The organism is Micromonospora sp. NPDC005206 (assembly GCF_040608175.1).
Classification (GTDB): Bacteria; Actinomycetota; Actinomycetes; order Mycobacteriales; family Micromonosporaceae; genus Micromonospora.
Map to the genome: position 1 here is coordinate 101,321 of NZ_JBEXHU010000002.1, position 20,814 is coordinate 122,134.

Consider the following 20,814-nt stretch of genomic DNA (forward strand, 5'->3'; position numbering starts at 1 on the left):
GCCCGCTCGCGGGCAGCTTCTCCGGGCACCTGTCGAGCTGCCCCAGAAATGGGCCGCCGGGCACTTCGGCCTTGCATGCCCCACAGGTGGGGCAGCTCTACAGGGCCTGGGACATGCACATACCCCGGGCTGCCGCGGCAGCGTGCGGCACGAGGGGGTGCCGGCCGGTTGGGGCGTTCTGGCCAGATCGGGCGCTTCGGTGTCGGTCGACCCGAGCCGGCAGGAGGCAGGATGGCGGGTGGCGTCGGTCACAGACCGGCGTCGGCGGCACGGGCGGATCGCCGGCGGGGCGGGACGGGCCGCGTCGCACCGGCCGGAGGGAGGCTCGCGGTGGGCGACGAGTTCGACGTGGTGGTGGTGGGAGCGGGGCCGGCCGGAGCGGCCGCCGCGCTGACGGCCCGCCGGGCCGGTGCCAGCGTGCTGCTGCTGGACCGGGCCGACTTTCCCCGGGACAAGGCGTGTGGCGACGGGATCGCCGCGCACTCGGTGGACGTTCTCGCCGAACTGGGGGTGGCCGAGGCGGTGGCGGGCTACGTGCCGCTGCCCGCGCTGCGCATGATCGCCCCGGGCGGGGGCGCGGTGGCGCGGGCGTTGCCCCGCCCGGCGTACACGGTGCCCCGGCAGGTCTTCGACGCGCGGTTGGTGGCGGCCGCGGTGGCCGCCGGCGCGCAGTTGCGCCGGCACACCGTCCGGCGGGTGGAGCCGCGCGCCAACCGGGTGGTGCTCGACGGGGAGTTGTCCGGCCGTGTGGTGGTGGGCGCGGACGGCGCCGGGTCGGTGGTGCGCCGGGCGCTCGGCCACCCGGTGAACCCCGACCGGCACCTGGCGCTGGCCATCCGGGGGTACGCGCCGGCGCTGCCCGGCCCGTCCGAGCAGCTCATCGTCACCTCGCAGGCTCACTGGCCGGCGTACGCCTGGTCGTTCCCGATCGGCGACGGACGGGCGAACGTCGGGTACGGGGAAGTGCTGCGCGGGGAGCCGCTGAGTCGGGCGTACCTGCTGGACCGGCTGGCCGCGCTGCTGCCCGGCACCGACCTCGCGACGGTGACCGCGCTGCGTGCCCACCACCTGCCGTTGTCCACCCACCGGCCGGCACCGGCGCAGGGCCGCACCCTGCTCGCCGGGGACGCGCTGTCGCTGATCAATCCGTTCACCGGGGAGGGCATCTTCTACGCGCTGCTCTCCGGTGCGCTGGCCGGGGCGGCAGCGGCCCGCGCACCCGAGGCCGCCGCCCGCCGCTACGCCGACGGACTCCGTCGCCGCCTCGGCACCCACCTGCGGCACAGCTCGGTGGCGGCCTGGTTGGCGCGGCGCCGGTGGGTGGTCGACGCGGCGGTCCGGGCGGCCCGTCGGGACGATCGGGTGTTCGACGACGTGGTCGAGCTGGGGCTGGGCGACGGGCGGCTCACCGCCCGTACCCTGGCCATGATCGGATTCGGGCTCTCCGGCGGGGATCGGCCTCCGAGGCGGTGATCCGCCCGGCGGGTCGCTACGCTGCTAGGTGATGACGCTGCGGAACCTTATCTACTCCGTGTACGAGCGCCGGCTCACGGCGAAGCTCGCGGGTAAGCCGGTGCCCCGGCACGTCGGGGTGATGTGCGACGGCAACCGTCGGTGGGCGAGGGAGATGGGCTTCGTCGACCCGAACGACGGGCACCGGGTCGGCGCCGCGAAGATCAAGCACGTCCTCGGCTGGTGTGACCAGGCCGGTATCGGGCACGTCACGCTCTACCTGCTGGCCACCGACAACCTGCGCCGGCCGGCCAGCGAGCTGGACCCGCTGCTCAAGATCATTGAGGATCTGGTGGTGGAGCTGGCCGAGGAGGGCAACCCCTGGCGGCTGCGCATCGTCGGGGCGCTCGACCTGCTGCCGGCACAGACCGCGGCGGCGCTCAAGGGCGCCGAGGAGCGCACCCGCGAGCGCAGCGGCGGCGCCGAGGTCAACATCGCGGTGGGCTACGGCGGCCGGCGGGAGATCACCGACGCGGTGCGCTCGCTGTTGCTGGAGCACGCCGCCTCCGGCGGCACCATCGAGGAGTTGGCCGAGGTGCTGGACGTCGAGCACATCGCCGAGCACCTCTACACCCGCGGCCAACCCGACCCCGACCTGGTCATCCGCACCAGCGGCGAACAGCGGCTGTCCGGCTTCATGCTGTGGCAGTCCGCGCACTCGGAGTTCTACTTCTGCGAGCTCAACTGGCCGGATTTCCGGCACATCGACTTCCTGCGTGCGCTGCGCTCGTACGCCACTCGGCAACGTCGCTACGGCGCCTGACGTCAGGGCAGGTGGGTCAGCGCCCGGGTGAGGAAGTCGCCCAGGGCGGCCGGGGACTCGATGGTCAGATCGGCGGCGTTCGCCACCTCCTGGCCGGTCTCCGGGTTGGCCACCGCCACGCAGACGCCGAAGAAGTCCGGGTCGGCCGCGGCTCGGGCGCGCAGGGCGGCGAAGGCCTTGATGTCCGAGACGTCGTCGCCGAAGTACCAGGCGCCGGTGGCATCCCGGATCACCTCGCCGATCACCATGCCCTTGTCCCCGTCGACCGGCGGCTTGAGCTCCAGCACCATCCGCCCGGCCTGCACACGCAGCCCCAGACGGTCGGCCTGGGCCTGCCCCCACTGCTGCATGGTCGGGCCGAGCTGCGGCGCGGTACGCCAGTGCAGCGCGACGGAGAGCCGCTTGTACTCGACCAGCGTGCCGGGCGGCAGCTCCGCACGGGCCAGGTCGGCCAGCTCCGCCATGGTCGGCACCCAGGGCAGCGCAGTCGGCTCGGTGACCGTCTCTCCGCCGGAGTGGCTGTGCTCCAGCCCGTAGAGGCCGTACAGGTCCACGCCTGCGAGCCCGCCGAGATGGTCCCGGAGGAACTCCACCGGTCGGGCGGAGACGATCGCGACCCGCTGCACCACCGGGGCCAGTGCCTCGATCGCGGCCAGCGCCTTGGGAGCGGGGCGTACCGCGGTCGGATCGTCGTCGACGGGCGCGAGCGTGCCGTCGAAGTCGAAGAAGAGGACGGTCCCGGCGGCCCGGCCGGCGGTGATCCGCCAGGCCTGGTCGGCGTTCAACGGGGTCCTCGGCTGCTGATTGCCCAGATTCAACGGCGGCACGCGCGTCAGCGTACCCCGGCGAAGGAGGCTCATTCCTGGCCGAGCGGGCCCACTCGGCGGCGCGTGGTCAGCGTTCGGCGGCTCCTCGTCCGCGACGGCCGAACGGCACCACCGCCGCCTCCTGGCCGTGACTCAGCAGATAACCCTCCACGAACCCGGTGTTGCGATCGCCGGTGTGGTTCTCGATCTCGTTGAGCCGTGCCACCAGGAACTCGGTGAGTGCGCTGATCCGGTCGTTCAGCCGCTCGTGCAGCTCCGCCATGACGGCCAGGATGACCGCGGTGCCGGCGCTGATGAGCACGAGGAGGTTGACGAGCAGCGGAAGCTGCCCGCCGTTGACCACGAGGGTCACCGCGTTGCCGGTCGCCCACAGTGTCATCGACACCGTGGCGACCACGACTGCCAACCACTTCAGGGTCATGGACAGACGCCTCCTTCTGTCCCGCAGGGCTGGGTTCGGCCTTGTCCCGTCCCCCGCCGACGACGAGCCCAAGCAGTACGAATAGGGACGCTAGCGTGCCCGTTCCGGCCCCGGAGCCAAACGAATGAACCTGACCAGGCGTTCTTTCGCCATCTGAGGAACTAGCCGGCCTGATTCCCTCTTTTTCGGACGTCGACCGGCAGCGTCGGGCGATATGCGAGGTATCGAATGGTTTCGCGGATGTGGAACTTCTCCGCGTCCGACACGTTCGGATCGACCAGCCGCCGCAGCAGTGCCTCCACGTCCGGGTCCATCGGCGGTGCCGGTTGGCCGGCGCGCGGGCCCGCGGCGGTGCGGTCCCAGCCGAGGGCGGCGAAGGCCGCGGCGGGGTTCAGCCCCAGACCCTCGCAGAAGGCGACCACACGTTCGGCCTCCGGGTCGCTGGCCCAGTCGCCGCGGACCCACCGGTTGATGGTCTGCCGGGAGACGCCGGTGCGCCGGGACACCTCGGTGCCGCTCCAGGCCCGGGTCGCCCGGGCCTCGTCGAGCGCGCGCCGGACGAAGGTGGCGAAGGCGATCTTCCGCGCATTGGCCGTCTCGGTCACCCCGTGACGGTACGGCCAGTCGGTCGTCGGCGCGCGCCCGGGCGCGCCGTCGTCACGCGAACGTGACGGGTTCTTCGGATTTCCGGTAAACGATCCAGTGCCACTGTTGAGGGGTGTCACCCGGGCAGAATAGATGCCTTTAGGGGCGGCGGTAAACGGACGAAAAGCTGATACTGTCACGCCCATGGGACAATCTACGGTGTGTCACGTGCATGAGACGACTGGTGCTCACATGCGTCACGCCCCCGGCGCGAGGGGGGTGCGGTGACCGAGCTCGCCACCCGAGCCCAGGCCTTCGGGCTGATTGCCGAAGGGGTGGCCGCAGGGCTGACCGCTCCGTGGCGCCTCTACGTCGCCCGAGGCTGCCGCTACCTGTCGCTGAGCGTCGGCGACCGCACCGAGTGGAACGCCTGGCGTACCCATCTCGGTTGCCCGGAGCTGAGCGTGCGGGTCTACGACGCGGGCGGAGAGATCCGCCGCTCCTCCGTGGCCGAGGTCGTGCTGGACGGCTGCCGGATCAGCGTCGAGCTGGTCGAGGAGGTCAGCACCGACGACCTGGACCGGCTGCTCGTCGCGGATCCCACCGCGGTCGAGCCGGAGGAGCGATGACCGGGCGTCCGGGCCGGGCCGGGGCCGCCCGATGAGCCCGTTCCTGGCGGTCTTCCTCGTCCTGGTGCTCGGCGCCACCAGCTACGCGGCCGGCCGGCTGCACGGCCAGCTCAGCTACCGCATCGGCTACCGCTTCGGCTACCGGCAGGGCTACTTCGACGGTGACCGGGGCGCGTGGAACCGACGGCGGCGCGACGCCCAGGCGGCCATCGCCTCCGCCCTGTCGGTCTCCCCCGCGGGCGTCGTGCGCTCAGCGGGCACGGTCGCTCGCCCCGGTACCACCTACACCGGCTCGTCGTTCACGGCGCCGGCCGCCCCGATCACCGGGCGGCACCCGACCGGCACGCTCGTCCGACGGACCGGCTGAGGCCGGTCGGCGAGCCGCCGGGGGCGGTTCCGCCGACCGGCGCCACGAGCGCGGTGCGTCGTCCGCGGCGGACACGCACCGTCGGGGCCACGTCAGACCGGTGACGGTGGCCCCACCGGCCGGGATGCACGCAGGGGGCATGCATCCCGGCCGGTTCCGCCGCGCCCCGTCGGCGCCGGCCCGGCCGCCGCCGCGTCGGGCTGTGCGCGTTCACACGGCGGTCACCGGAGATCCACGATCGCCCTCTAGCCGGGACGGTCCGCCGCCGCTAGCGTCTAGGCATGGCACGGGGTTCTCCCGGGCCAGCCGGTCCGCCCGGATCTGCGACCTCGCGCATGGGGTTCCGCATCCGACCCCGTGTCCCCGGGCACCGGAGGAGGCGGAACACGGGTGGCGGGTGCCCATCCGTCGGAGCAGGCCTGTGACGACTCGCCGTTCGACCGCCGGTGCCGATCAGACCCCGGCCGCGACTGCCACGACCCGCCGCGCCAGCAGGGGCCGCCGTGCGGCGGGCGCCGCGCCGGCCGACCCCAAGGAGCCGCGACCAACCGGCCAGGCCTTCGTCCTGGACACCTCCGTGCTGCTGTCCGACCCGGCGGCCTTCCACCGCTTCGAGGAGCACGAGGTGGTCCTGCCCCTGGTGGTCATCACCGAACTGGAGGGCAAGCGGCACCATCCGGAGCTGGGTTGGTTCGCCCGGCAGTCGCTGCGGATGCTCGACGAACTGCGGATTAGGCACGGGCGACTCGACCACCCGGTGCCCGCCAACGACAACGGCGGCACGTTGCGGGTGGAGCTGAACCACACCGACGACGGGGTGCTGCCGCCCGGGTTCCGCACCGAGAGCAATGACGCCCGGATCCTCTCCGTGGCGCTCAACCTCGCCGCCGAGGGGCGGGAGGTCACCCTGGTCAGCAAGGACATGCCGCTGCGGGTCAAGGCCGCCTCGGTGGGCCTGCGGGCCGACGAGTACCGGCACGGCCAGGCCAGCGACCCGACCTGGACCGGCATGTCCGAGCTGGAGCTGGGCGAGGAGCAGATCGGTCGCCTGTACGCCGGCGAGACGCTCGACGTGGACGAGGCGGGTGGGCTGCCCTGCCACACCGGCCTGGTGCTGCACTCGGGGCGCGGCTCCGCGCTCGGCCGGGTGCTGCCGGACAAGTCGGTCCGGTTGGTCCGGGGTGATCGGGAGGCGTTCGGGCTGCACGGCCGCTCGGCGGAGCAGCGGATCGCCCTCGACCTGCTGCTGGACGAGTCGATCGGGATCGTCTCGCTGGGTGGACGGGCCGGCACCGGCAAGTCGGCGTTGGCGCTCTGCGCGGGCCTGGAGGCGGTGATGGAGCGCCGCCGGCACAAGAAGGTGATCGTGTTCCGCCCGTTGTACGCGGTCGGCGGCCAGGAACTGGGTTATCTGCCCGGGTCGGAGTCGGAGAAGATGTCGCCCTGGGCCCAGGCGGTCTTCGACACGCTCGGCGCGGTGGTGCACGAGAACGTGCTGGAGGAGGTGACCTCGCGGGGCATCCTCGAGGTGCTGCCGTTGACCCACATCCGTGGGCGCAGCCTGCACGACGCCTTCGTGATCGTGGACGAGGCCCAGTCGCTGGAGCGCGGCGTGCTGCTGACGGTGCTGTCCCGGATCGGGCAGGGCTCCCGGGTGGTGCTCACCCACGACGTGGCCCAGCGGGACAATCTGCGGGTCGGGCGGCACGACGGCGTGACCGCGGTCATCGAGGCGCTCAAGGGCCATCCGCTCTTCGCCCATGTCACGCTCAGCCGTTCGGAGCGGTCGCCGATTGCCGCCATGGTGACGGATCTGCTGGAGGACATCCCGCTCTGATGGTGCTTATGTAGGGATTCGTCTGCATTCTCAGTGTGACGCAGATCACGAACGAGTCGGTTGGTTTCCCATCGGTCTCACTGTGCGCGATGGTGTCCAACGAGCGCCCACGCACCACAGGAATCGTTGATGATCGTTCGTCCCGAGATGGACGACATCGGCGAAGGCCGGTGCGGCGGCGCGACCGGCAACCGGTCGGGGCGCTCGCGGCACGGCTGACGGCCCTCGTGTGGCCGGCGCCGCGCCCCGTCCTTGCCCCCGACGAAGGGACCACTTCGTGAGTCGGCTGTGGAGCCGGTTGGGCGCCCGTACGGCTGCTGTCGCACTGCTCTCCGTGGGCGTTGCCGGTGGCTTCTACCTGGGCGAAGACCGCGAAACCCAGCAACAGGGCCTGACCGCGCAGGTCGGCCTTGAGGTCGACCGCGCCGATTTCGCCTACCAGCGCGAGCGCCAGGCCGCCCACCGGGTGAAGTTCGCCAAGCAGCGGGCCGCCGAGTACGAGGCCAAGCTGCGGGCGGCCCAGGCCGCCAAGGAGGCCGCCGAGCGGGCCCGCAAGGCCAAGGCCGCCGCGGCGTCGCGCAAGGCGGCCGAGCGGAGGGCGGCGGAGCAGCCCAAGCCGTACGACGGGCCGATCCCGGCGTCCTGCGCCGAGTACAGCGGCAACCGCAAGGTCGGCTGCGCCATGATGATCGAGGCGGGTTTCGGCATCGCCGAGTTCCCGTGCCTGGAGAAGCTCTGGACCAAGGAGAGCGGCTGGAACCACAAGGCCAGCAACTCCGGGTCCGGTGCTTACGGAATTCCGCAGGCCCTGCCGGGCAGCAAGATGGGTACGGTCGCCGACGACTGGCGGACGAACCCGGCCACCCAGATCAAGTGGGGCCTGGGCTACATCAAGGGCAGGTACGACACGCCCTGCGGGGCCTGGGGTTTCTTCCAGAGCAACGGCCACTACTGACGGTGTCGATGGCGGGGCGGGTGGGCGACCATCCGCCCCGCCGTCGTCCGTACCGGGCCGGCGCGGACGGGACGCGAGTGGCGGCCGGCCCCATTTGCTGATAGCAGTTGGGGGGTGACCCTGCACCCTGGAAGCGGCGACCCCCACCGGTTCGGCACCGAGGCGTTCTACGCCGCGCTCGGCCGGGCCTTCGTCGCGATGTGCGCGGTGGTCCCGTTCCTCTTCCTCATCGAGGCCGTCGACCAGGGGCTGGAGTTCGGCCTGGACGCCACCGCCGGCATCATTCCGAAGCGTATCGACGGGCTGGACGGGGTCTTCTTCTCGCCGTTCCTGCACCATGGCTTCGACCACCTCTACAGCAACAGCATCCCGCTGATCCTGCTGGGCACCTTCGTGCTGGCCGCCGGCGCCCGGCGGTTCCTCTGGTCGACCCTGATCATCATCCTGGTCAGTGGGCTCGGCGTCTGGTTCACCGGCTCGCCCAACTCGGTGGTGGTCGGTGCCAGCGGCGTGATCTTCGGATACCTGGGCATCCTGCTCACCCGGGGCATCTTCGAGCGCAGTTGGTGGAACTTCGCCGTCTTCCTGCTGGTTGGTCTGCTCTACGGCTGGCAGCTGGTCGGCATCCTCCCCACCGACGAGCGGATCTCCTGGCAGGGCCACCTGTTCGGGCTGCTGGGCGGGGTGGTGGCCGCGATCCTGTTCCGTCGTCGCCGGCCGGTCGTCGGCGGCTCGGACTACACGGGGTCCACGCTCAGCCTGCCCTGACCGGTTCCCTCGGCGCGCCTCTGGGACGTGCTTGCCGGACCGCCGCCACCCGCCTACCGTCGTGATCAGCAAGCGTTGATCCGTGAGCGGAAAGCGACGGTACGCCATGCGCGAGGTCGATGTCGCCGTGATCGGGGCCGGTCCGGCCGGCCTCTTCGCCGCGTACTACGCCGGGTTCCGAGGGCTGTCGGTGGCGGTGATCGACGCGCTGCCGGAGCCGGGCGGTCAGGTCACCGCGATGTACCCGGAGAAGCTGATCCTCGACGTGGCCGGTTTCCCCGCCGTCAAGGGCCGCGACCTGGTCGCCAACCTGGTGGCTCAGGCCGCCCCGTTCGGCCCGCACTACCTGCTCGGCACCCGGGCCGAGAAGCTGTCGTACGCCGAGGAGCGGCCGGTGCTCGGGCTGGCCGGTGGCGAGCAGCTCGGCTGCGGCGCGGTCGTGATCACCGGCGGCCTGGGCAGCTTCAGCCCTCGGCCGCTGCCCTGCGCCGACAGCGCGCCAGGCGCCGGCATCGTCTACTTCGTACCGGAGCCGGCCGAGTTGGCCGACCGGGACGTGCTGATCGTCGGTGGCGGAGACTCCGCGTTCGACTGGGCGTTGACGCTGCAACCGCTGGCCCGCTCGGTGACCCTGGTGCACCGGCGGGAGAAGTTCCGGGCGCACGCCTCCACGGTCGCCCGGGTGCTGTCGCTGCCGGTGCGGGTGGTGGTCAACGCCGAGGTGACTCGGCTGTTCGGGGAGGCCACGGTGACCGGCGCCGAGGTGACCGTGCGCGGTGGCGCGACCGAGACGCTGCCGGTGGACACGGTGGTGGCCGCGCTCGGCTTCACCGCCGACCTGGGCCCGCTCGCCGAGTGGGGGCTGCGGCTGGACCGCCGGCACATCCTGGTGGACAGCGCCATGGCGACGAACCTGCCCCGGGTCTACGCGGCCGGTGACATCACCGAGTACGCGGGCAAGGTCCGGCTGATCGCGACCGGCTTCGGCGAGGCCGCGACGGCGGTCAACAACGCCGCGGTGGCCATCGACCCGAGCGCCCACCTGTTCCCTGGGCACTCGTCCGACGCCGGCTGACCGCGGTGCCGGCCGCGGACCGGTTCGCGTCGGTGGCGGTCACTGCGGGCGGGGCAGACCGATCAGGTCGGCCAGCAGCCCGACCTGGTGGTCGAAGTACGCGTCCCGGTGCGCGACGGTCCGGTTGAGCCGGCCGAACAGCTCGAAGCTGATCAGCCCGAAGAGCTGGGTCCAGCCGGCCATGCCCCGGGCCAGCAGGGCGGGGGGCATTCCGGGGAAGAACGTGTCGGCCAGTTCGGTCAGGTCGTCGTGCAGCGGCGCCGGCAGCTCACCGGCGGGCGGCGGGCTGAGCAGCCCCGCGTCCAGCCCTTCCCGGAGCAGGCCGACCAGGGTCAGTGGGGGGCGCTGGGCCGGGCCGACAGTGTCGTCCGGGGCGGCGTACCCGGGGACCGGGCTGCCGTAGAGCAGCGCGTATTCGGCGGGGTGAGCCAGCGCCCAGTCCCGGGCCGCCCGGCAGGCCGCCTGCCAGCGGGCGCGGAGGTCGAGTCGGTCGGGCACGGCCTCGGCCGCCTCCACCGCGTCGCCGAGTGCGTCGTACGCCTCGATGATCAGCGCGGTGAGCAGGTCGTCCCGGCTCGGGAAGTAGCGGTAGATGGCGGACGAGACCATGCCCATGTCCCGGGCCACGGCGCGCAATGAGAGGTTCGCGCCGTCGGTGGCGAGGTGCCGGCGGGCGACCGCCTTGATCTCGCCGAGCATCTCGGCGCGGACCCGGGCGCGGATCGAGGAAGCGGGCATGGGGCCAGTCTGCCACGGTTTGGAGCACCAATCAAAAAAGAGAGCACTGCTCTTGACTATTGCCACGGTGGCAGGCCATGCTGGACGAGCAACCGAGAGCACCGCTCTCGCTTCATATCCCCGCTCGGAGGAGTTCCCATGGCACTGCACGTGATCGTCGGCACCGGCCCGGTCGGCACCGCGACCGCCCTTCTTCTCGCCGAACGAGGTGAACGGGTCCGGGTGATCAGCCGCCGAGGCGCCGGGCCGGAGCACCCCGCCATCGAACGGATCGCCGCCGACGCCGCCGACGCCGACCGGCTCAGCGTGCTGACCGACGGCGCGCAGGCGCTGTACAACTGCGCGAACCCGGCCTACCACCGCTGGCCCATCGACTGGCCGCCGCTGGCCGGCGCGCTGCTCGCCGCCGCCGAGCGGACCGGCGCGGTGCTCGCGACGGTCGGCAACCTCTACGGGTACGGACCCGTCGACGGCCCGATGACCGAGCAGACCCCGCCGAACGCGACCGGCACCAAGGGTCGGGTACGCAACCAGATGTGGGCCGACGCGCTCGCCGCCCACCGGGCCGGCCGGGTCCGGGCCACCGAGGTGCGCGGATCGGACTACATCGGCGTCGGCGGCACCTCGCTGGCGATGATGGTGCTACCCCGGGTGCTCGCCGAGCAGCGGGTCTTCCTGCCCGTCAACTGGGACGCCCCGCACACCTGGACGTACATCGCCGACGTCGCCCGTACCCTCGTCGCGGCAGCCGCCGAGGAGCGGGCCTGGGGGCGGGCCTGGCACGTGCCCAGCGCGCCGGCCGCGCCGATGCGCGAGCTGGCCACCCGGGCGGCGGCGCTGGCCGGCACGCCCACGCCGAAGCTGATCCGGATGCCCTACCCGGTGCTGTGGCTGGGCGGCCTGACCAACCCGTTCATCCGTGAGCTGCGGGAGACCGCCTACCAGTTCGACCGCCCGTTCCTGATGGACTCGACCGCCACCACCGCCACCCTCGGCGTCGAGCCGACCCCCCTGGACCGCGCCCTGAAGGAGATCGTCGAGGCCCTGCACGGCTGAACCCGCACGTCACCTGCCGCGAGACCGGTCCCGCTCAGCGGCGGGCGGGCCGGGCCGTGCGAGCGCGGCGATCAGCACGGCCACCATGGTCAGCGCGGCCCCGAGCAGGGTGTTCGGGCCCGGGTGCGACGCCGCGGTGGGCAGCAGCAGGTCCAACAGGACGGCCCCCACGATCTGGCCGGCGATGGTGGCCAGGCCGAGCAGCAGCACACCGGTGAAGCGCACGATCGCCGCGGCGATCGCGATGAACACGATGCCGATCGGGCCACCCAGGTAGAGCCACGGTTCGGTCGGCAGGTGGCCGATCGGCCAGCCGCGTACGGCGATGTCGACCGCGAACGCGACGAGCAGGGCGATCGTGCCCACGGTGAAGTTGACCAGGGTTGCGGTCAGGGCGCTGTCGGCCGCGGCCCGGACCCGGCCGTTGACCGCCTGCTGCCACGCGATGCCCACCCCGGCGAGCAGCGGCAGCAGGGCCAGCGCCAGCGCGCCCGGGTCACCGAACCGGTCGCCGACCGCCAGGCCGACCGCCAGCACGGTGAGCACCGCACCGGCCAGCCGCTGCCGGGTGACCGGCTGCCGGCCGGTCGGCCCGATTCCCGCCCGGTCCACCGCGAGACTGCTGCCGGTCTGCCCGGCGACCACCGCCACGGTGAAGACCGCCACGCCCAACGAGCCGATGGTCAGCCCCTGGGTGGCCACCAGGAACGCCCCGCACACCCCGCCGAGGCACTGCCAGGGCCGGAGCGTGCCCGCCGCGAGGGCCGACCGCACCGCGACCAGCCCCCGCCGACCGCCCGGGGTGGCGGGCACCAGCACCAGCAGCACCAGCAGGCCGACGCCGAACGAGACCACCGCGGCGGCGAAGCCGTCGGCCAGGCGTACCCCCATCTCGCCGTTGATCCGAGACTGCACCGCCACCGCGAGCCCGGAGACCGACGCCAGCGCGACACCGGTGATCCGGCGGGTGGCTGACAGGGTCTGTGGCGTCGCCGTGCCGGTGACACTCACTCCTGCTCGGCCAGTGGACGACCGTCGAAGTCGACCGCGGAGTAGAGCGCCAGCTTCTCCAGCCGGTGGTACGAGTCGATCACGCGGATGGTGCCGCTCTTCGACCGCATCACGATCGACTGGGTGTACGCGCCGCCGGCCCGGTAGCGCACCCCGCGCAGCAGATCCCCGGAGGTGACACCGGTCGCCACGAAGAAGCAGTTGTCCCCGGTGACCAGGTCGTCGGTGCCCAGCACCCGGTCCAGGTCGTGCCCCGCGGCGAGCGCCTTCTCCCGCTCCTCGTCGTCGCGCGGCCAGAGCTTGGCCTGCATCGCCCCGCCCATGCACTTCAGCGCGCAGGCGGAGATGATGCCCTCGGGGGTGCCACCGATGCCCATCAGCACGTCGACGTCCGACTCGCCCCGGGCCGCCGCGATGGAACCGGCGATGTCCCCGTCGGAGATGAACCGGATACCCGCTCCGGCGCGGCGGATCTGCGCGACCAGGTCGTCGTGGCGGCTGCGGTCCAGCACACAGACCGTCACCTCCGAGACGTCGGTGCCCTTGACCTTGGCGATCCGGCGCAGGTTGTCGGCCACCCCGGCGTTGATGTCGATCACGTCGGCGTACGCCGGCCCGACGGCGAGCTTCTCCATGTAGAAGACGGCGCTCGGGTCGAACATCGCGCCGCGCTCGGAGACGGCGAGCACCGCCAGCGCGTTCGGCATGCCCTTGCTCATCAGCGTGGTGCCGTCCACGGGGTCGACCGCGACGTCCACCTCCGGTCCGGTGCCGTCGCCGACCTGTTCGCCGTTGAAGAGCATCGGGGCGTTGTCCTTCTCGCCCTCGCCGATCACCACGACGCCGCGCATCTGGATCGAGTTGATCAGCTTGCGCATGGCGTCGACGGCGGCCCCGTCGCCGCCCTCCTTGTCGCCCCGGCCGACCCAACGGCCAGCGGCCATCGCCGCGGCCTCGGTGACCCGGACCAGGTCGAGGGCAAGGTTACGGTCGAGATCCTGTGGGATCCGCGTCCTGGTGTTCGTCATGACGGCTGCTCCTCCTCGCGACGGTGCGGGGTGGACCGACGGCGGGACGCCTCCCGCTGCCGGCTTTGTCGCTGATCCTCACACGATGGCTGACCCGGCGTCGGCGCGGGGCGGTGATGGGCCGGATACCGCCGGTCGGGCGGCTGCGAAGATAGGAGGGTGGAACCCGCACAGCCAGCCGACCGCGTACCCGACGACCCCACGCCGCCCGGCGGCCAGCCGCCGGCGGACGTCCCCGCCGGTTCCGGTGCTGAGCAGGCCGAGACCGACCGGACGACGCCGCCGGCCGACGAGCCGGCCCTGGTCGCGTCGGGCCCGGCCGCCGGCGAGCGGCCCGCGCCGCCGCCGCCGACGGGATCCGTGAAATCCGAGCGGTCGCCGAAGGACATGGCGATCTCGCTGCTGGTGCTGCTGATCCCGATCGCGCTGCTGTTGGCCTTCTACCGGGGATTCCTCGGCGGCGACGAGCCCACCACGGTCGACCCGGCGCCGGCGATCGAACAGGCCCAGTCGGCGAACGCCTTCCCGGTGAACCAGCCGCAGGGGCTCAGCTCCGGCTGGCGCACGGTCAGCGCCCGCTTCCAGACCGTCGAGGACGGCGCGAATCTGCGCATCGGGTACCTCACCCCGGAGGGGCGGGGCGTCCAGCTGGTGCAGAGCAGCGTGCCGGCGGAGCGGCTGCTCCCCGCCGAGCTGACCGACCAGGGCCAGCCGCAGGGCCCGACGGAGCTGGCCGGACGCACCTGGCAGCGCTACACCGCACGGGGCAACCAGCAGGCGCTGGTGCTGCTGGAGCCGGCCCGGACGGTGCTGGTCATCGGAGACGCCCGGGACAACGAACTCCGCCAACTCGCCGGCTCGTTGCGTTGACGGGCGGGGTGGCCTCGTGCCGCCCCGGTCCCACCGGCGCCGTCCTCCACCGGGCAACCGGACAGAAAGGGTGATTGTCCGACGGGTCGACAGGGAACAGAGAGGGAGTGATCCGGGCGCGCGCACGGCCCGGGTCGCGCGGCGCAGCCGAGGGTGCTGCTGCGTCGCCCGGTTTCCGGCGCCGTCCTGGTCGTCGGGTGACCCCCTTGGGAGACACATATGACTGTTCGACGACTCAGTGCCGGCCTGGTGGCCGCCGCCCTGTTCACGCCCGGCCTGGCCGCCTGCAACAGCAGTGGGACCTCTAGCGCCGGATCGACCGCGTCCCCGACGGTGAGCGCGTCCGGCGTGCCGAGCCCGCCCGGCTCGCCCGTGGCGGGCGACGCCAAGCAGGCCCTGCTCGACTCCACCCGGGAGATCAGCAACGGAAACTTCCGCTTCACCCTCGCCGGCGTCGGCTCCACCGCCGAGGGCCAGGTGCACCAGCCGAGCCAGAGCGCGTCCATGAAGATCGCGCTTGGCGGTCCCTCGTCCGACCTGGCCATGAAGCTCGACGTGATCCACTTCAAGCCGGACAGCTGGGTGAAGCTGGAGCTGACCGGCGCCACCGCCGACAGCCTGCCCGCCATCAAGCGGCTCAACCTCGGCAAGTACCAGCACCTGGACCAGACCCGCATCAAGGGCAACCGGAGCCTCGGCTTCGACTTCGAGAAGGTCGACCCGGCCGGCAGCGCCGTGCTGACCCAGGGCATCACCGAGGTCCGCAGCACCGGCACCGGCACGTACGCCGGCACCATCGACGTCAGCAGGGCGGCCGAGGCCGGCTCGCTGAACGCCGCCACGATCGCCGCGTTGGGCACGCAGGCGAAGACGGTTCCGTTCACCGCGAAGGTGGATCCGCAGGGCCGGCTCAGTGAGCTGGTGCTGCAACTCCCGGCCGCCGGGCAGACCGCGGCGCAGGAGATCCGGATGACGTACTCCGACTACGGTGCCGCCACCGCCGCGCAGAAGCCGCCGGCGAACCAGGTCGTCGAGGCGCCGGCCGAGCTGTACAGCCTGTTCAACTGACGGTCGTACGCGGGTGGGGCGGCTCCGGTCGCCCCACCGGCGGTCAGGAGGCGGACTCCTGCCGGGCCGCTTCGATCCGCGCCCGGGCGCCGTCCAACCACCGCTGGCAGATCACCGCCAGCGCCTCGCCGCGCTCCCAGAGCGCCAGCGACTCCTCCAGGGACGTGCCGCCGGCCTCCAGCCGCTCCACCACCGAGGCCAGCTCGGCACGGGCCTGCTCGTAGCTGAGCCGCTCGTCCGGCCCGGCTTTCGTGTCGTCAGTCATCGCGTCCATCTCAGCACACCACGCTCCGGTCGCCGCGCCCCGCCACTCAGCCGTCCACCGTGGCGGCCAGCTCACCGTCGGCCAGGCGGACGCGCAGCGGGTCGCCCTTGCCGACCTCGGCCGCCGCGCGGACCACGTGGCCGTCCGCGCGCTGCACGATCGCGTACCCCCGGTCGAGGGTGGCCGCGGGTGAGAGGGCGCGTAGCCGGGCCAGGGTGTGCCGCAGCTCGTCGTCGGCCGCACCCAGGCGGTGGGCCAGGCATCGTCCGGCCCGCTGACGCAGCGCACTCAGGTCGGTCGCCCGCTGCTCCACCATCACCTGCGGCCGGGCCAGCACCGGACGGGAACGTAGCCCGTCGAGCCGGTGGGACTCCCGGTCGACCAGGTTGCGCACCGCCCGTTCGAGGCGGTGCCGGGCCTGACCGATGAGGCGTACCTCCTCGGTGAGGTCGGGGACCACCCGCTTGGCCGCGTCGGTCGGGGTGGACGCGCGGACGTCGGCGACGTAGTCGATCAACGGCGCGTCCGTTTCGTGACCGATCGCGCTGACCACCGGGGTGCGGCAGCCGAACACCGCGCGGCAGAGCGCCTCGTCGGAGAAGGGCAGCAGGTCCTCGATGCCGCCGCCACCCCTGGCGATGATGATCACGTCGATGCTCGGGTCGGCGTCCAGCACCTTGAGCGCGTCGATGATCTGCGGCACCGCGGACGGGCCCTGCACGGCCACGTTCACCGTACGGAACTCCACCGCCGGCCACCGTCGCCGTGCGTTGGTCAGCACGTCCCGCTCGGCGGCCGACGCCCTGCCGGTGATCAGCCCGATGCGGCCGGGCAGGAACGGCAGCCGGCGTTTGCGTGCCCGGTCGAAAAGTCCCTCGGCGGCGAGCAGCTTCTTGAGCTTCTCCAGCCGGGCCAGCAGCTCACCCAGCCCCACCTGGCGGATCTCGTCGGCACGCAGGCTCAGCGTGCCGCGGGCGGCGTAGAACTCCGGTTTGGCGTGCAGCACCACCCGGGCGCCCTCGCGCAGCTCGGGCGCGCCGGCGTCCAGTACGTCCCGGTTGGTGGTGACGGTCAGGCTCAGGTCGGCCGACGGATCACGCAGGGTGAGGAAGACGGTGCTGGCCCCGGGCCGGCGGCTGATCTGCGCCACCTGCCCGTCCACCCACACCCAGCCGAGCTTCGCGATCCAGGCGCCCACCTTCTGGCTGACCACCCGGACCGGCCACGGCTCCTCCGCGCTGCTCCGCGCCCCGTCACTCACCCGCCCACCCTACGACCCACCCACCCCACCGGATCGGCCTCGGGCCTCGGCGCGGCAGGAGGGGCGGGGTCGCGGCCGCTGCCGCCGGGAAATCGGACACGTACGATGGACGGGTGACCGAGGCTCAGGCGACCCCCCAGACCGGTAAGCGCGTGCTCCTGGCCAAGCCCCGCGGCTACTGCGCGGGCGTCGACCGCGCGGTGCAGACCGTCGAGGAGGCGCTGAAGCTCTACGGCGCCCCGATCTACGTCCGCAAGCAGATCGTGCACAACAAGCACGTCGTGCAGACCCTGGAGGCGCAGGGCGCGATCTTCGTGGAGGAGAACGAGGAGGTGCCGGAGGGCGCCACCGTCATCTTCTCCGCGCACGGGGTGGCCCCCGAGGTCTACGAGCAGGCGAAGGCGCGCTCACTGAAGGCCATCGACGCGACCTGCCCGCTGGTCACGAAGGTGCACCAGGAGGCGAAGCGGTTCGCCGCCGAGGACTACGACATCCTGCTGATCGGTCACGAGGGGCACGAGGAGGTCGTCGGCACCGCCGGCGAGGCTCCCGCCCACATCCAGCTGGTGGACGGGCCGGACGGCGTCGACAAGATCACCGTTCGCGACCCGGAGAAGGTGGTCTGGCTCTCCCAGACCACGCTCTCGGTGGACGAGACGTTGGAGACGGTCGCCCGGCTCAAGCAGCGGCTGCCGCTGCTCCAGTCGCCGCCCAGCGACGACATCTGCTACGCGACCTCCAACCGGCAGCACGTGGTCAAGGAGATCGCCCCGGAGTGCGACGTGGTGATGGTCGTCGGCTCGCGAAACTCGTCCAACTCCGTCCGGCTGGTCGAGGTGGCCCTGGACGCCGGCGCCCGCGCCGGTCATCTGGTCGACTTCGCCCACGAGATCGAAGACGCCTGGCTGGCCGACGCCCGTACCGTCGGCGTGACCTCCGGCGCGAGCGTCCCCGAGGACCTGGTCCGGGACGTGCTGGCGCACCTGGCGGCACGCGGTTTCGCCGACGTCGAGGAGATCACCACCGCCAACGAGCGGCTCACCTTCTCGCTGCCGCAGGAGCTGAAGCGGGACATGAAGGCCGCGGCGGCCCGCGGTTGAGTGGTCTCGGCGGGTTTCCGGCGGGAACGCCCGGCCACTCCGGCGCGTCCAAATCGGCATGAGGACCTTTCGGCTCGTCGTCTCCGCCCTGGTGGTCTGCGCGGCGCTGAGCGCCTGCGGCGGCACGGACGGTCCTGCCACCCCCACCCCGAGCGGATCGTCACCGGCCACCGGGCAGCCCAGCCCGTCGGCGGCCGTCCCGCCGACCCCTGGCCCGGTGACACCCACCCCCGCCCCGACGCTCAAACCACCCGGTGGACCCACCGTCCCGCCGCCCGTCGGAGCCACCGAACTCACCGGCACGATCACCCCTGGCGTGGAGCCGAACTGCGTGCTGCTCGACGGCTACCTGCTGATCGGCGGCCCGCGGGACGTGCTCACCGCCGGTGCCAAGGTGACCGTCACCGGCCGGGTCGAGCCCGGCATGATGACCACCTGCCAGCAGGGCACGCCGTTCGTCGTCGAGAGCGCGCACCGTAGCTGACACGGTGGGCCAGCGGGTAACCCGCCCGGCCGACCGGTCAGCCGCCGGCGAAACCGGTCAGCGGTCGCGGTCGACGGGGACGACGTCGTCCAGCAGCTCGGGAGCCTGCGGCTGACGGGGAGTCAGCTCGACCTGGGCCGGACTGGCCAGTTCCTCGTCCGAGACGCCCAGCTCGGCGAGCTTGCGCGCGCTGACCAGCACTCGGGCCTCCAGCGATCCGACCGCCCGGTTGTACGCCGTCACCGCGCCGGCCAGCGACGAGCCGAGCTTGCCCACGTGGTCGCCGAGCGTGGCGAGCCGCCCGTACAGCTCCCGGGCCAGCGTGTGCACCGCGAGCGCGTTGCGGGCCAGCGCCTCCTGCCGCCAGGAGTAGGCCACCGTGCGGAGCAGGGCGACCAGGGTGGCTGGCGTGGCCAGCACCACGTTGCGGGCGAAGGCGTGCTCCAGCAGCGTCGGGTCACGCTGGAGCGCGACGTCGAGGAACGGGTCGGCGGGCACGAACAGCACCACGAACTCCGGCGAGCTGTCGAACGCGGCCCAGTAGGACTTGGCGGCCAGCGCGTCGACGTGCCCCCGCAGGTGCCGGGCGTGCGCGTCGAGGTGCGTGTCCCGGCCGCGCTCGTCGCGGGCCTCCATCGCGGTGAGGTACGCGTCGAACGGCGCCTTGGCGTCCACCACCACCGACCGGCCGCCGTGCAGCCGGACCACCAGATCCGGGCGGACGACCTGCTCGTCGGTGGCGGCGGTGACCTGCTCGGAGAAGTCGCAGTGCTCCAGCATGCCGGCCGCCTCGACGATCCGGCGTAACTGGTGCTCGCCCCAGCGGCCCCGCACCTGCGGCGCGCGCAGCGCCGCCACCAGCTGCTTGGTCTCGGTGCGCAGCTCGCCGGAGACGGCATTCATCGAGCGGACCTGCTCACGCAGCTCGGCGTACGCGTCGACCCGGTCGTGCTCCAGGTCGGCGACCCGCTGCTCGTAGCGGCGCAGGGTCTCGTGCAGCGGCGCCACCGCGCGGGCCACCGCCTCCTGGGACTGGGCGGTGGCCTCGTAGCTCAGCGCCCGCATGGACTGCTCTAGGCGCCCCTCGCCCTCCCGGGTCGCGGTCAGCGTGGCGTCCAGCCGGGCGATGTCGGCCGCCGACCGGGACCGGGCCGCGAGCCAGCCCACCGCCCCGCCGGCGCCGAGGCACACGATCACCAGGAGCAGCGTCGAGACGTCCATCACCGGAGCTTGCCAGACGGATACGACGTGACGCCCGGGGGTACGTTCGGAGACATGGAACTTCTGCTGTGCCTCGCCATCGTGGTGGTCGGCGTGCTGGGCGCCGCGGCGATCATCCGTGCCCAGGCCACCGCCCGGCAGCGCACCGAACTCGGTGACGCCCGCGCGGAGGCGCAACGCTGGTACGAGCGCCTCGGCGGCCAGTTGATGAACCTGCACGGCGACGAGCCGGCGGTCCGCCAGGCGCTGTCCGACGCCGGTGAGCGGTACAACGCGGCGGGCTCACAGCTGGAGCAGGCGCGTACGCCCAACCAGTTCGCGCTGGCCCGGGAGACCGCGCTGGAGGGGTTGGCGTACATCCGGGCGGCACGGACGGCACTGGGCATCGATCCCGGCCCGGAGGTGCCGCAGTTGGCCGCGGCGCGCGGGGTCGGACAGCTCACCAAGGAGCGGGAGGTCGACGTGCAGGGGCAGACCTTCCGGGCCGGCCCGCAACCCGGCCGGGACACGCCCTACTACTACCCCGGTGGCCGTTACAAGGGCCGGCCGGTGCCGGCGGGCTGGTACTCGACGCCGTGGTGGAAGACCGCGCTGGGCGCCGGCGCCGGTGTGCTCGGCGGCATCCTGATCGCCGACGCGCTGTTCTCGCCCGCCTTCGCGGACCCGGGTTACGGCTACGACGAGGGCTACCAGGAGGGCTTCGGCGACGGCGTCGACCAGGGCGCTGACGGCGGCGACCAGGGCGGTGACGGCGGCGACCAGGGCGGCGACCAGGGCTTCGACGGCGGCGACCAGGGTGGTGGCGACTACGCCGGCGGCGACTACGCGGGCGGCGATTTCGGCGGCGGCGGTGACTTCGGCGGCGGCGGTGACTTCGGCGGCGGCGATTTCGGCGGCGGTGACTTCGGCGGCGGCGACTGGTGACCGCCGCTGAGTGACACGCGAACAGGCCCCGGTCGAAGGACCGGGGCCT

General features: G+C 72.7%; 23 protein-coding genes. 14 read left to right on the forward strand and 9 right to left on the reverse strand.

The annotated features are described in order from the left end of the window. The first annotated feature begins 330 nt into the window (after nucleotides 1-330). The gene (locus tag ABZU69_RS02635; protein WP_354962673.1) at nucleotides 331-1,473 is read left to right on the forward strand and encodes a geranylgeranyl reductase family protein; all 1,143 of its coding nucleotides are present in this window, start codon (nucleotides 331-333) and stop codon (nucleotides 1,471-1,473) included. Nucleotides 1,474-1,504: 31 nt separating this feature from the next. Next, the gene (locus ABZU69_RS02640) at nucleotides 1,505-2,275 is read left to right on the forward strand and encodes an isoprenyl transferase (RefSeq protein ID WP_089017723.1); all 771 of its coding nucleotides are present in this window, start codon (nucleotides 1,505-1,507) and stop codon (nucleotides 2,273-2,275) included. A 2-nt stretch (nucleotides 2,276-2,277) separates the two neighbouring features. Here the strand turns inward: ABZU69_RS02640 and otsB are convergent, their stop codons facing one another. From otsB to ABZU69_RS02655, 3 genes are all read right to left on the reverse strand, one after another. Next, complete coding sequence (gene otsB / locus ABZU69_RS02645; protein ID WP_354962674.1) at nucleotides 2,278-3,102, reverse strand: trehalose-phosphatase; 825 nt, start codon at nucleotides 3,100-3,102, stop codon at nucleotides 2,278-2,280. Nucleotides 3,103-3,169: 67 nt separating this feature from the next. Then, a complete protein-coding gene (locus ABZU69_RS02650) occupies nucleotides 3,170-3,523 on the reverse strand; it encodes a hypothetical protein (RefSeq protein ID WP_354962675.1) in 354 nt (117 codons plus the stop codon). A 161-nt stretch (nucleotides 3,524-3,684) separates the two neighbouring features. Beyond that, nucleotides 3,685-4,128 (reverse strand): XRE family transcriptional regulator, encoded by a 444-nt coding sequence (locus ABZU69_RS02655; RefSeq protein WP_089021730.1) that lies wholly within the window; start codon nucleotides 4,126-4,128, stop codon nucleotides 3,685-3,687. A gap of 264 nt (nucleotides 4,129-4,392) precedes the next feature. On the opposite strand from ABZU69_RS02655, the gene ABZU69_RS02660 reads away from it, so the two are divergent. From ABZU69_RS02660 to ABZU69_RS02685, 6 genes are all read left to right on the forward strand, one after another. Then, the gene (locus ABZU69_RS02660; RefSeq protein ID WP_354962676.1) at nucleotides 4,393-4,737 is read left to right on the forward strand and encodes a hypothetical protein; all 345 of its coding nucleotides are present in this window, start codon (nucleotides 4,393-4,395) and stop codon (nucleotides 4,735-4,737) included. Nucleotides 4,738-4,768: 31 nt separating this feature from the next. After that, on the forward strand, nucleotides 4,769-5,104 hold the full coding sequence (locus ABZU69_RS02665; RefSeq protein ID WP_074316807.1) for a hypothetical protein: 336 nt from the start codon (nucleotides 4,769-4,771) through the stop codon (nucleotides 5,102-5,104). Nucleotides 5,105-5,525: 421 nt separating this feature from the next. Beyond that, on the forward strand, nucleotides 5,526-6,941 hold the full coding sequence (locus ABZU69_RS02670; protein ID WP_354962677.1) for a PhoH family protein: 1,416 nt from the start codon (nucleotides 5,526-5,528) through the stop codon (nucleotides 6,939-6,941). A 277-nt stretch (nucleotides 6,942-7,218) separates the two neighbouring features. Beyond that, entirely contained in the window at nucleotides 7,219-7,896 is a 678-nt protein-coding gene (locus ABZU69_RS02675) for a transglycosylase SLT domain-containing protein (protein WP_354962678.1), read from the forward strand. Nucleotides 7,897-8,010: 114 nt separating this feature from the next. After that, nucleotides 8,011-8,664 carry a rhomboid family intramembrane serine protease gene (locus tag ABZU69_RS02680; RefSeq protein WP_089017719.1) on the forward strand — a complete coding sequence of 218 codons (654 nt, stop codon included), beginning with the start codon at nucleotides 8,011-8,013 and terminating at the stop codon, nucleotides 8,662-8,664. Nucleotides 8,665-8,770: 106 nt separating this feature from the next. Continuing rightward, nucleotides 8,771-9,739 carry an NAD(P)/FAD-dependent oxidoreductase gene (locus tag ABZU69_RS02685; RefSeq protein WP_354962942.1) on the forward strand — a complete coding sequence of 323 codons (969 nt, stop codon included), beginning with the start codon at nucleotides 8,771-8,773 and terminating at the stop codon, nucleotides 9,737-9,739. Between the two features lie 39 nt (nucleotides 9,740-9,778). Here the strand turns inward: ABZU69_RS02685 and ABZU69_RS02690 are convergent, their stop codons facing one another. Next, on the reverse strand, nucleotides 9,779-10,477 hold the full coding sequence (locus ABZU69_RS02690; RefSeq protein WP_354962679.1) for a TetR/AcrR family transcriptional regulator: 699 nt from the start codon (nucleotides 10,475-10,477) through the stop codon (nucleotides 9,779-9,781). A gap of 138 nt (nucleotides 10,478-10,615) precedes the next feature. Between ABZU69_RS02690 and ABZU69_RS02695 the strand changes: the two genes are divergently transcribed. Continuing rightward, nucleotides 10,616-11,533 (forward strand): NAD-dependent epimerase/dehydratase family protein, encoded by a 918-nt coding sequence (locus tag ABZU69_RS02695; RefSeq protein WP_354962680.1) that lies wholly within the window; start codon nucleotides 10,616-10,618, stop codon nucleotides 11,531-11,533. Nucleotides 11,534-11,542: 9 nt separating this feature from the next. Here the strand turns inward: ABZU69_RS02695 and ABZU69_RS02700 are convergent, their stop codons facing one another. After that, nucleotides 11,543-12,544 carry a DMT family transporter gene (locus ABZU69_RS02700; protein ID WP_354962681.1) on the reverse strand — a complete coding sequence of 334 codons (1,002 nt, stop codon included), beginning with the start codon at nucleotides 12,542-12,544 and terminating at the stop codon, nucleotides 11,543-11,545. After that, on the reverse strand, nucleotides 12,541-13,572 hold the full coding sequence (glpX, locus tag ABZU69_RS02705) for a class II fructose-bisphosphatase (RefSeq protein ID WP_354962682.1): 1,032 nt from the start codon (nucleotides 13,570-13,572) through the stop codon (nucleotides 12,541-12,543). The genes ABZU69_RS02700 and glpX overlap by 4 nt, the downstream gene beginning before the upstream one ends. Before the next feature lie 159 nt (nucleotides 13,573-13,731). Between glpX and ABZU69_RS02710 the strand changes: the two genes are divergently transcribed. Both ABZU69_RS02710 and ABZU69_RS02715 read left to right on the forward strand, forming a co-directional pair. After that, on the forward strand, nucleotides 13,732-14,442 hold the full coding sequence (locus ABZU69_RS02710) for a DUF4245 family protein (protein WP_354962683.1): 711 nt from the start codon (nucleotides 13,732-13,734) through the stop codon (nucleotides 14,440-14,442). A 219-nt stretch (nucleotides 14,443-14,661) separates the two neighbouring features. Further along, on the forward strand, nucleotides 14,662-15,510 hold the full coding sequence (locus ABZU69_RS02715) for a hypothetical protein (protein WP_354962684.1): 849 nt from the start codon (nucleotides 14,662-14,664) through the stop codon (nucleotides 15,508-15,510). Nucleotides 15,511-15,553: 43 nt separating this feature from the next. On the opposite strand, the gene ABZU69_RS02720 is transcribed toward ABZU69_RS02715, so the two are convergent. Together ABZU69_RS02720 and xseA are read right to left on the reverse strand one after the other, a co-directional pair. Then, nucleotides 15,554-15,775, reverse strand: coding sequence for an exodeoxyribonuclease VII small subunit (locus tag ABZU69_RS02720; protein WP_354962685.1), 222 nt, complete (start codon nucleotides 15,773-15,775; stop codon nucleotides 15,554-15,556). Between the two features lie 46 nt (nucleotides 15,776-15,821). Next, entirely contained in the window at nucleotides 15,822-17,036 is a 1,215-nt protein-coding gene (gene xseA, locus ABZU69_RS02725) for an exodeoxyribonuclease VII large subunit (protein ID WP_354962686.1), read from the reverse strand. A gap of 113 nt (nucleotides 17,037-17,149) precedes the next feature. Between xseA and ABZU69_RS02730 the strand changes: the two genes are divergently transcribed. Both ABZU69_RS02730 and ABZU69_RS02735 read left to right on the forward strand, forming a co-directional pair. Then, nucleotides 17,150-18,136, forward strand: a complete 987-nt coding sequence (locus ABZU69_RS02730) for a 4-hydroxy-3-methylbut-2-enyl diphosphate reductase (protein ID WP_354962687.1) — start codon at nucleotides 17,150-17,152, stop codon at nucleotides 18,134-18,136. A 58-nt stretch (nucleotides 18,137-18,194) separates the two neighbouring features. Continuing rightward, a complete protein-coding gene (locus tag ABZU69_RS02735) occupies nucleotides 18,195-18,620 on the forward strand; it encodes a hypothetical protein (RefSeq protein WP_354962688.1) in 426 nt (141 codons plus the stop codon). A gap of 57 nt (nucleotides 18,621-18,677) precedes the next feature. Here the strand turns inward: ABZU69_RS02735 and ABZU69_RS02740 are convergent, their stop codons facing one another. Next, on the reverse strand, nucleotides 18,678-19,841 hold the full coding sequence (locus tag ABZU69_RS02740) for a DNA recombination protein RmuC (protein WP_089017708.1): 1,164 nt from the start codon (nucleotides 19,839-19,841) through the stop codon (nucleotides 18,678-18,680). 54 nt (nucleotides 19,842-19,895) lie between these two features. On the opposite strand from ABZU69_RS02740, the gene ABZU69_RS02745 reads away from it, so the two are divergent. After that, entirely contained in the window at nucleotides 19,896-20,765 is an 870-nt protein-coding gene (locus ABZU69_RS02745; RefSeq protein WP_354962689.1) for a hypothetical protein, read from the forward strand. The last annotated feature ends 49 nt before the right edge of the window (nucleotides 20,766-20,814 follow it).

What these genes read in the sequence shown, in the direction of transcription:
- ABZU69_RS02640 (WP_089017723.1), top strand. Translation starts at nt 1,505, where the DNA reads ATGACGCTGCGGAACCTTATCTACTCCGTGTACGAGCGCCGGCTCACG.
- ABZU69_RS02650 (WP_354962675.1), bottom strand. Translation starts at nt 3,523, where the DNA reads ATGACCCTGAAGTGGTTGGCAGTCGTGGTCGCCACGGTGTCGATGACA.
- ABZU69_RS02665 (WP_074316807.1), top strand. Translation starts at nt 4,769, where the DNA reads ATGAGCCCGTTCCTGGCGGTCTTCCTCGTCCTGGTGCTCGGCGCCACC.
- ABZU69_RS02685 (WP_354962942.1), top strand. Translation starts at nt 8,771, where the DNA reads ATGCGCGAGGTCGATGTCGCCGTGATCGGGGCCGGTCCGGCCGGCCTC.
- ABZU69_RS02690 (WP_354962679.1), bottom strand. Translation starts at nt 10,477, where the DNA reads ATGCCCGCTTCCTCGATCCGCGCCCGGGTCCGCGCCGAGATGCTCGGC.
- ABZU69_RS02695 (WP_354962680.1), top strand. Translation starts at nt 10,616, where the DNA reads ATGGCACTGCACGTGATCGTCGGCACCGGCCCGGTCGGCACCGCGACC.
- glpX (WP_354962682.1), bottom strand. Translation starts at nt 13,572, where the DNA reads ATGACGAACACCAGGACGCGGATCCCACAGGATCTCGACCGTAACCTT.
- ABZU69_RS02715 (WP_354962684.1), top strand. Translation starts at nt 14,662, where the DNA reads ATGACTGTTCGACGACTCAGTGCCGGCCTGGTGGCCGCCGCCCTGTTC.
- ABZU69_RS02720 (WP_354962685.1), bottom strand. Translation starts at nt 15,775, where the DNA reads ATGACTGACGACACGAAAGCCGGGCCGGACGAGCGGCTCAGCTACGAG.
- ABZU69_RS02735 (WP_354962688.1), top strand. Translation starts at nt 18,195, where the DNA reads ATGAGGACCTTTCGGCTCGTCGTCTCCGCCCTGGTGGTCTGCGCGGCG.
- ABZU69_RS02740 (WP_089017708.1), bottom strand. Translation starts at nt 19,841, where the DNA reads ATGGACGTCTCGACGCTGCTCCTGGTGATCGTGTGCCTCGGCGCCGGC.
- ABZU69_RS02745 (WP_354962689.1), top strand. Translation starts at nt 19,896, where the DNA reads ATGGAACTTCTGCTGTGCCTCGCCATCGTGGTGGTCGGCGTGCTGGGC.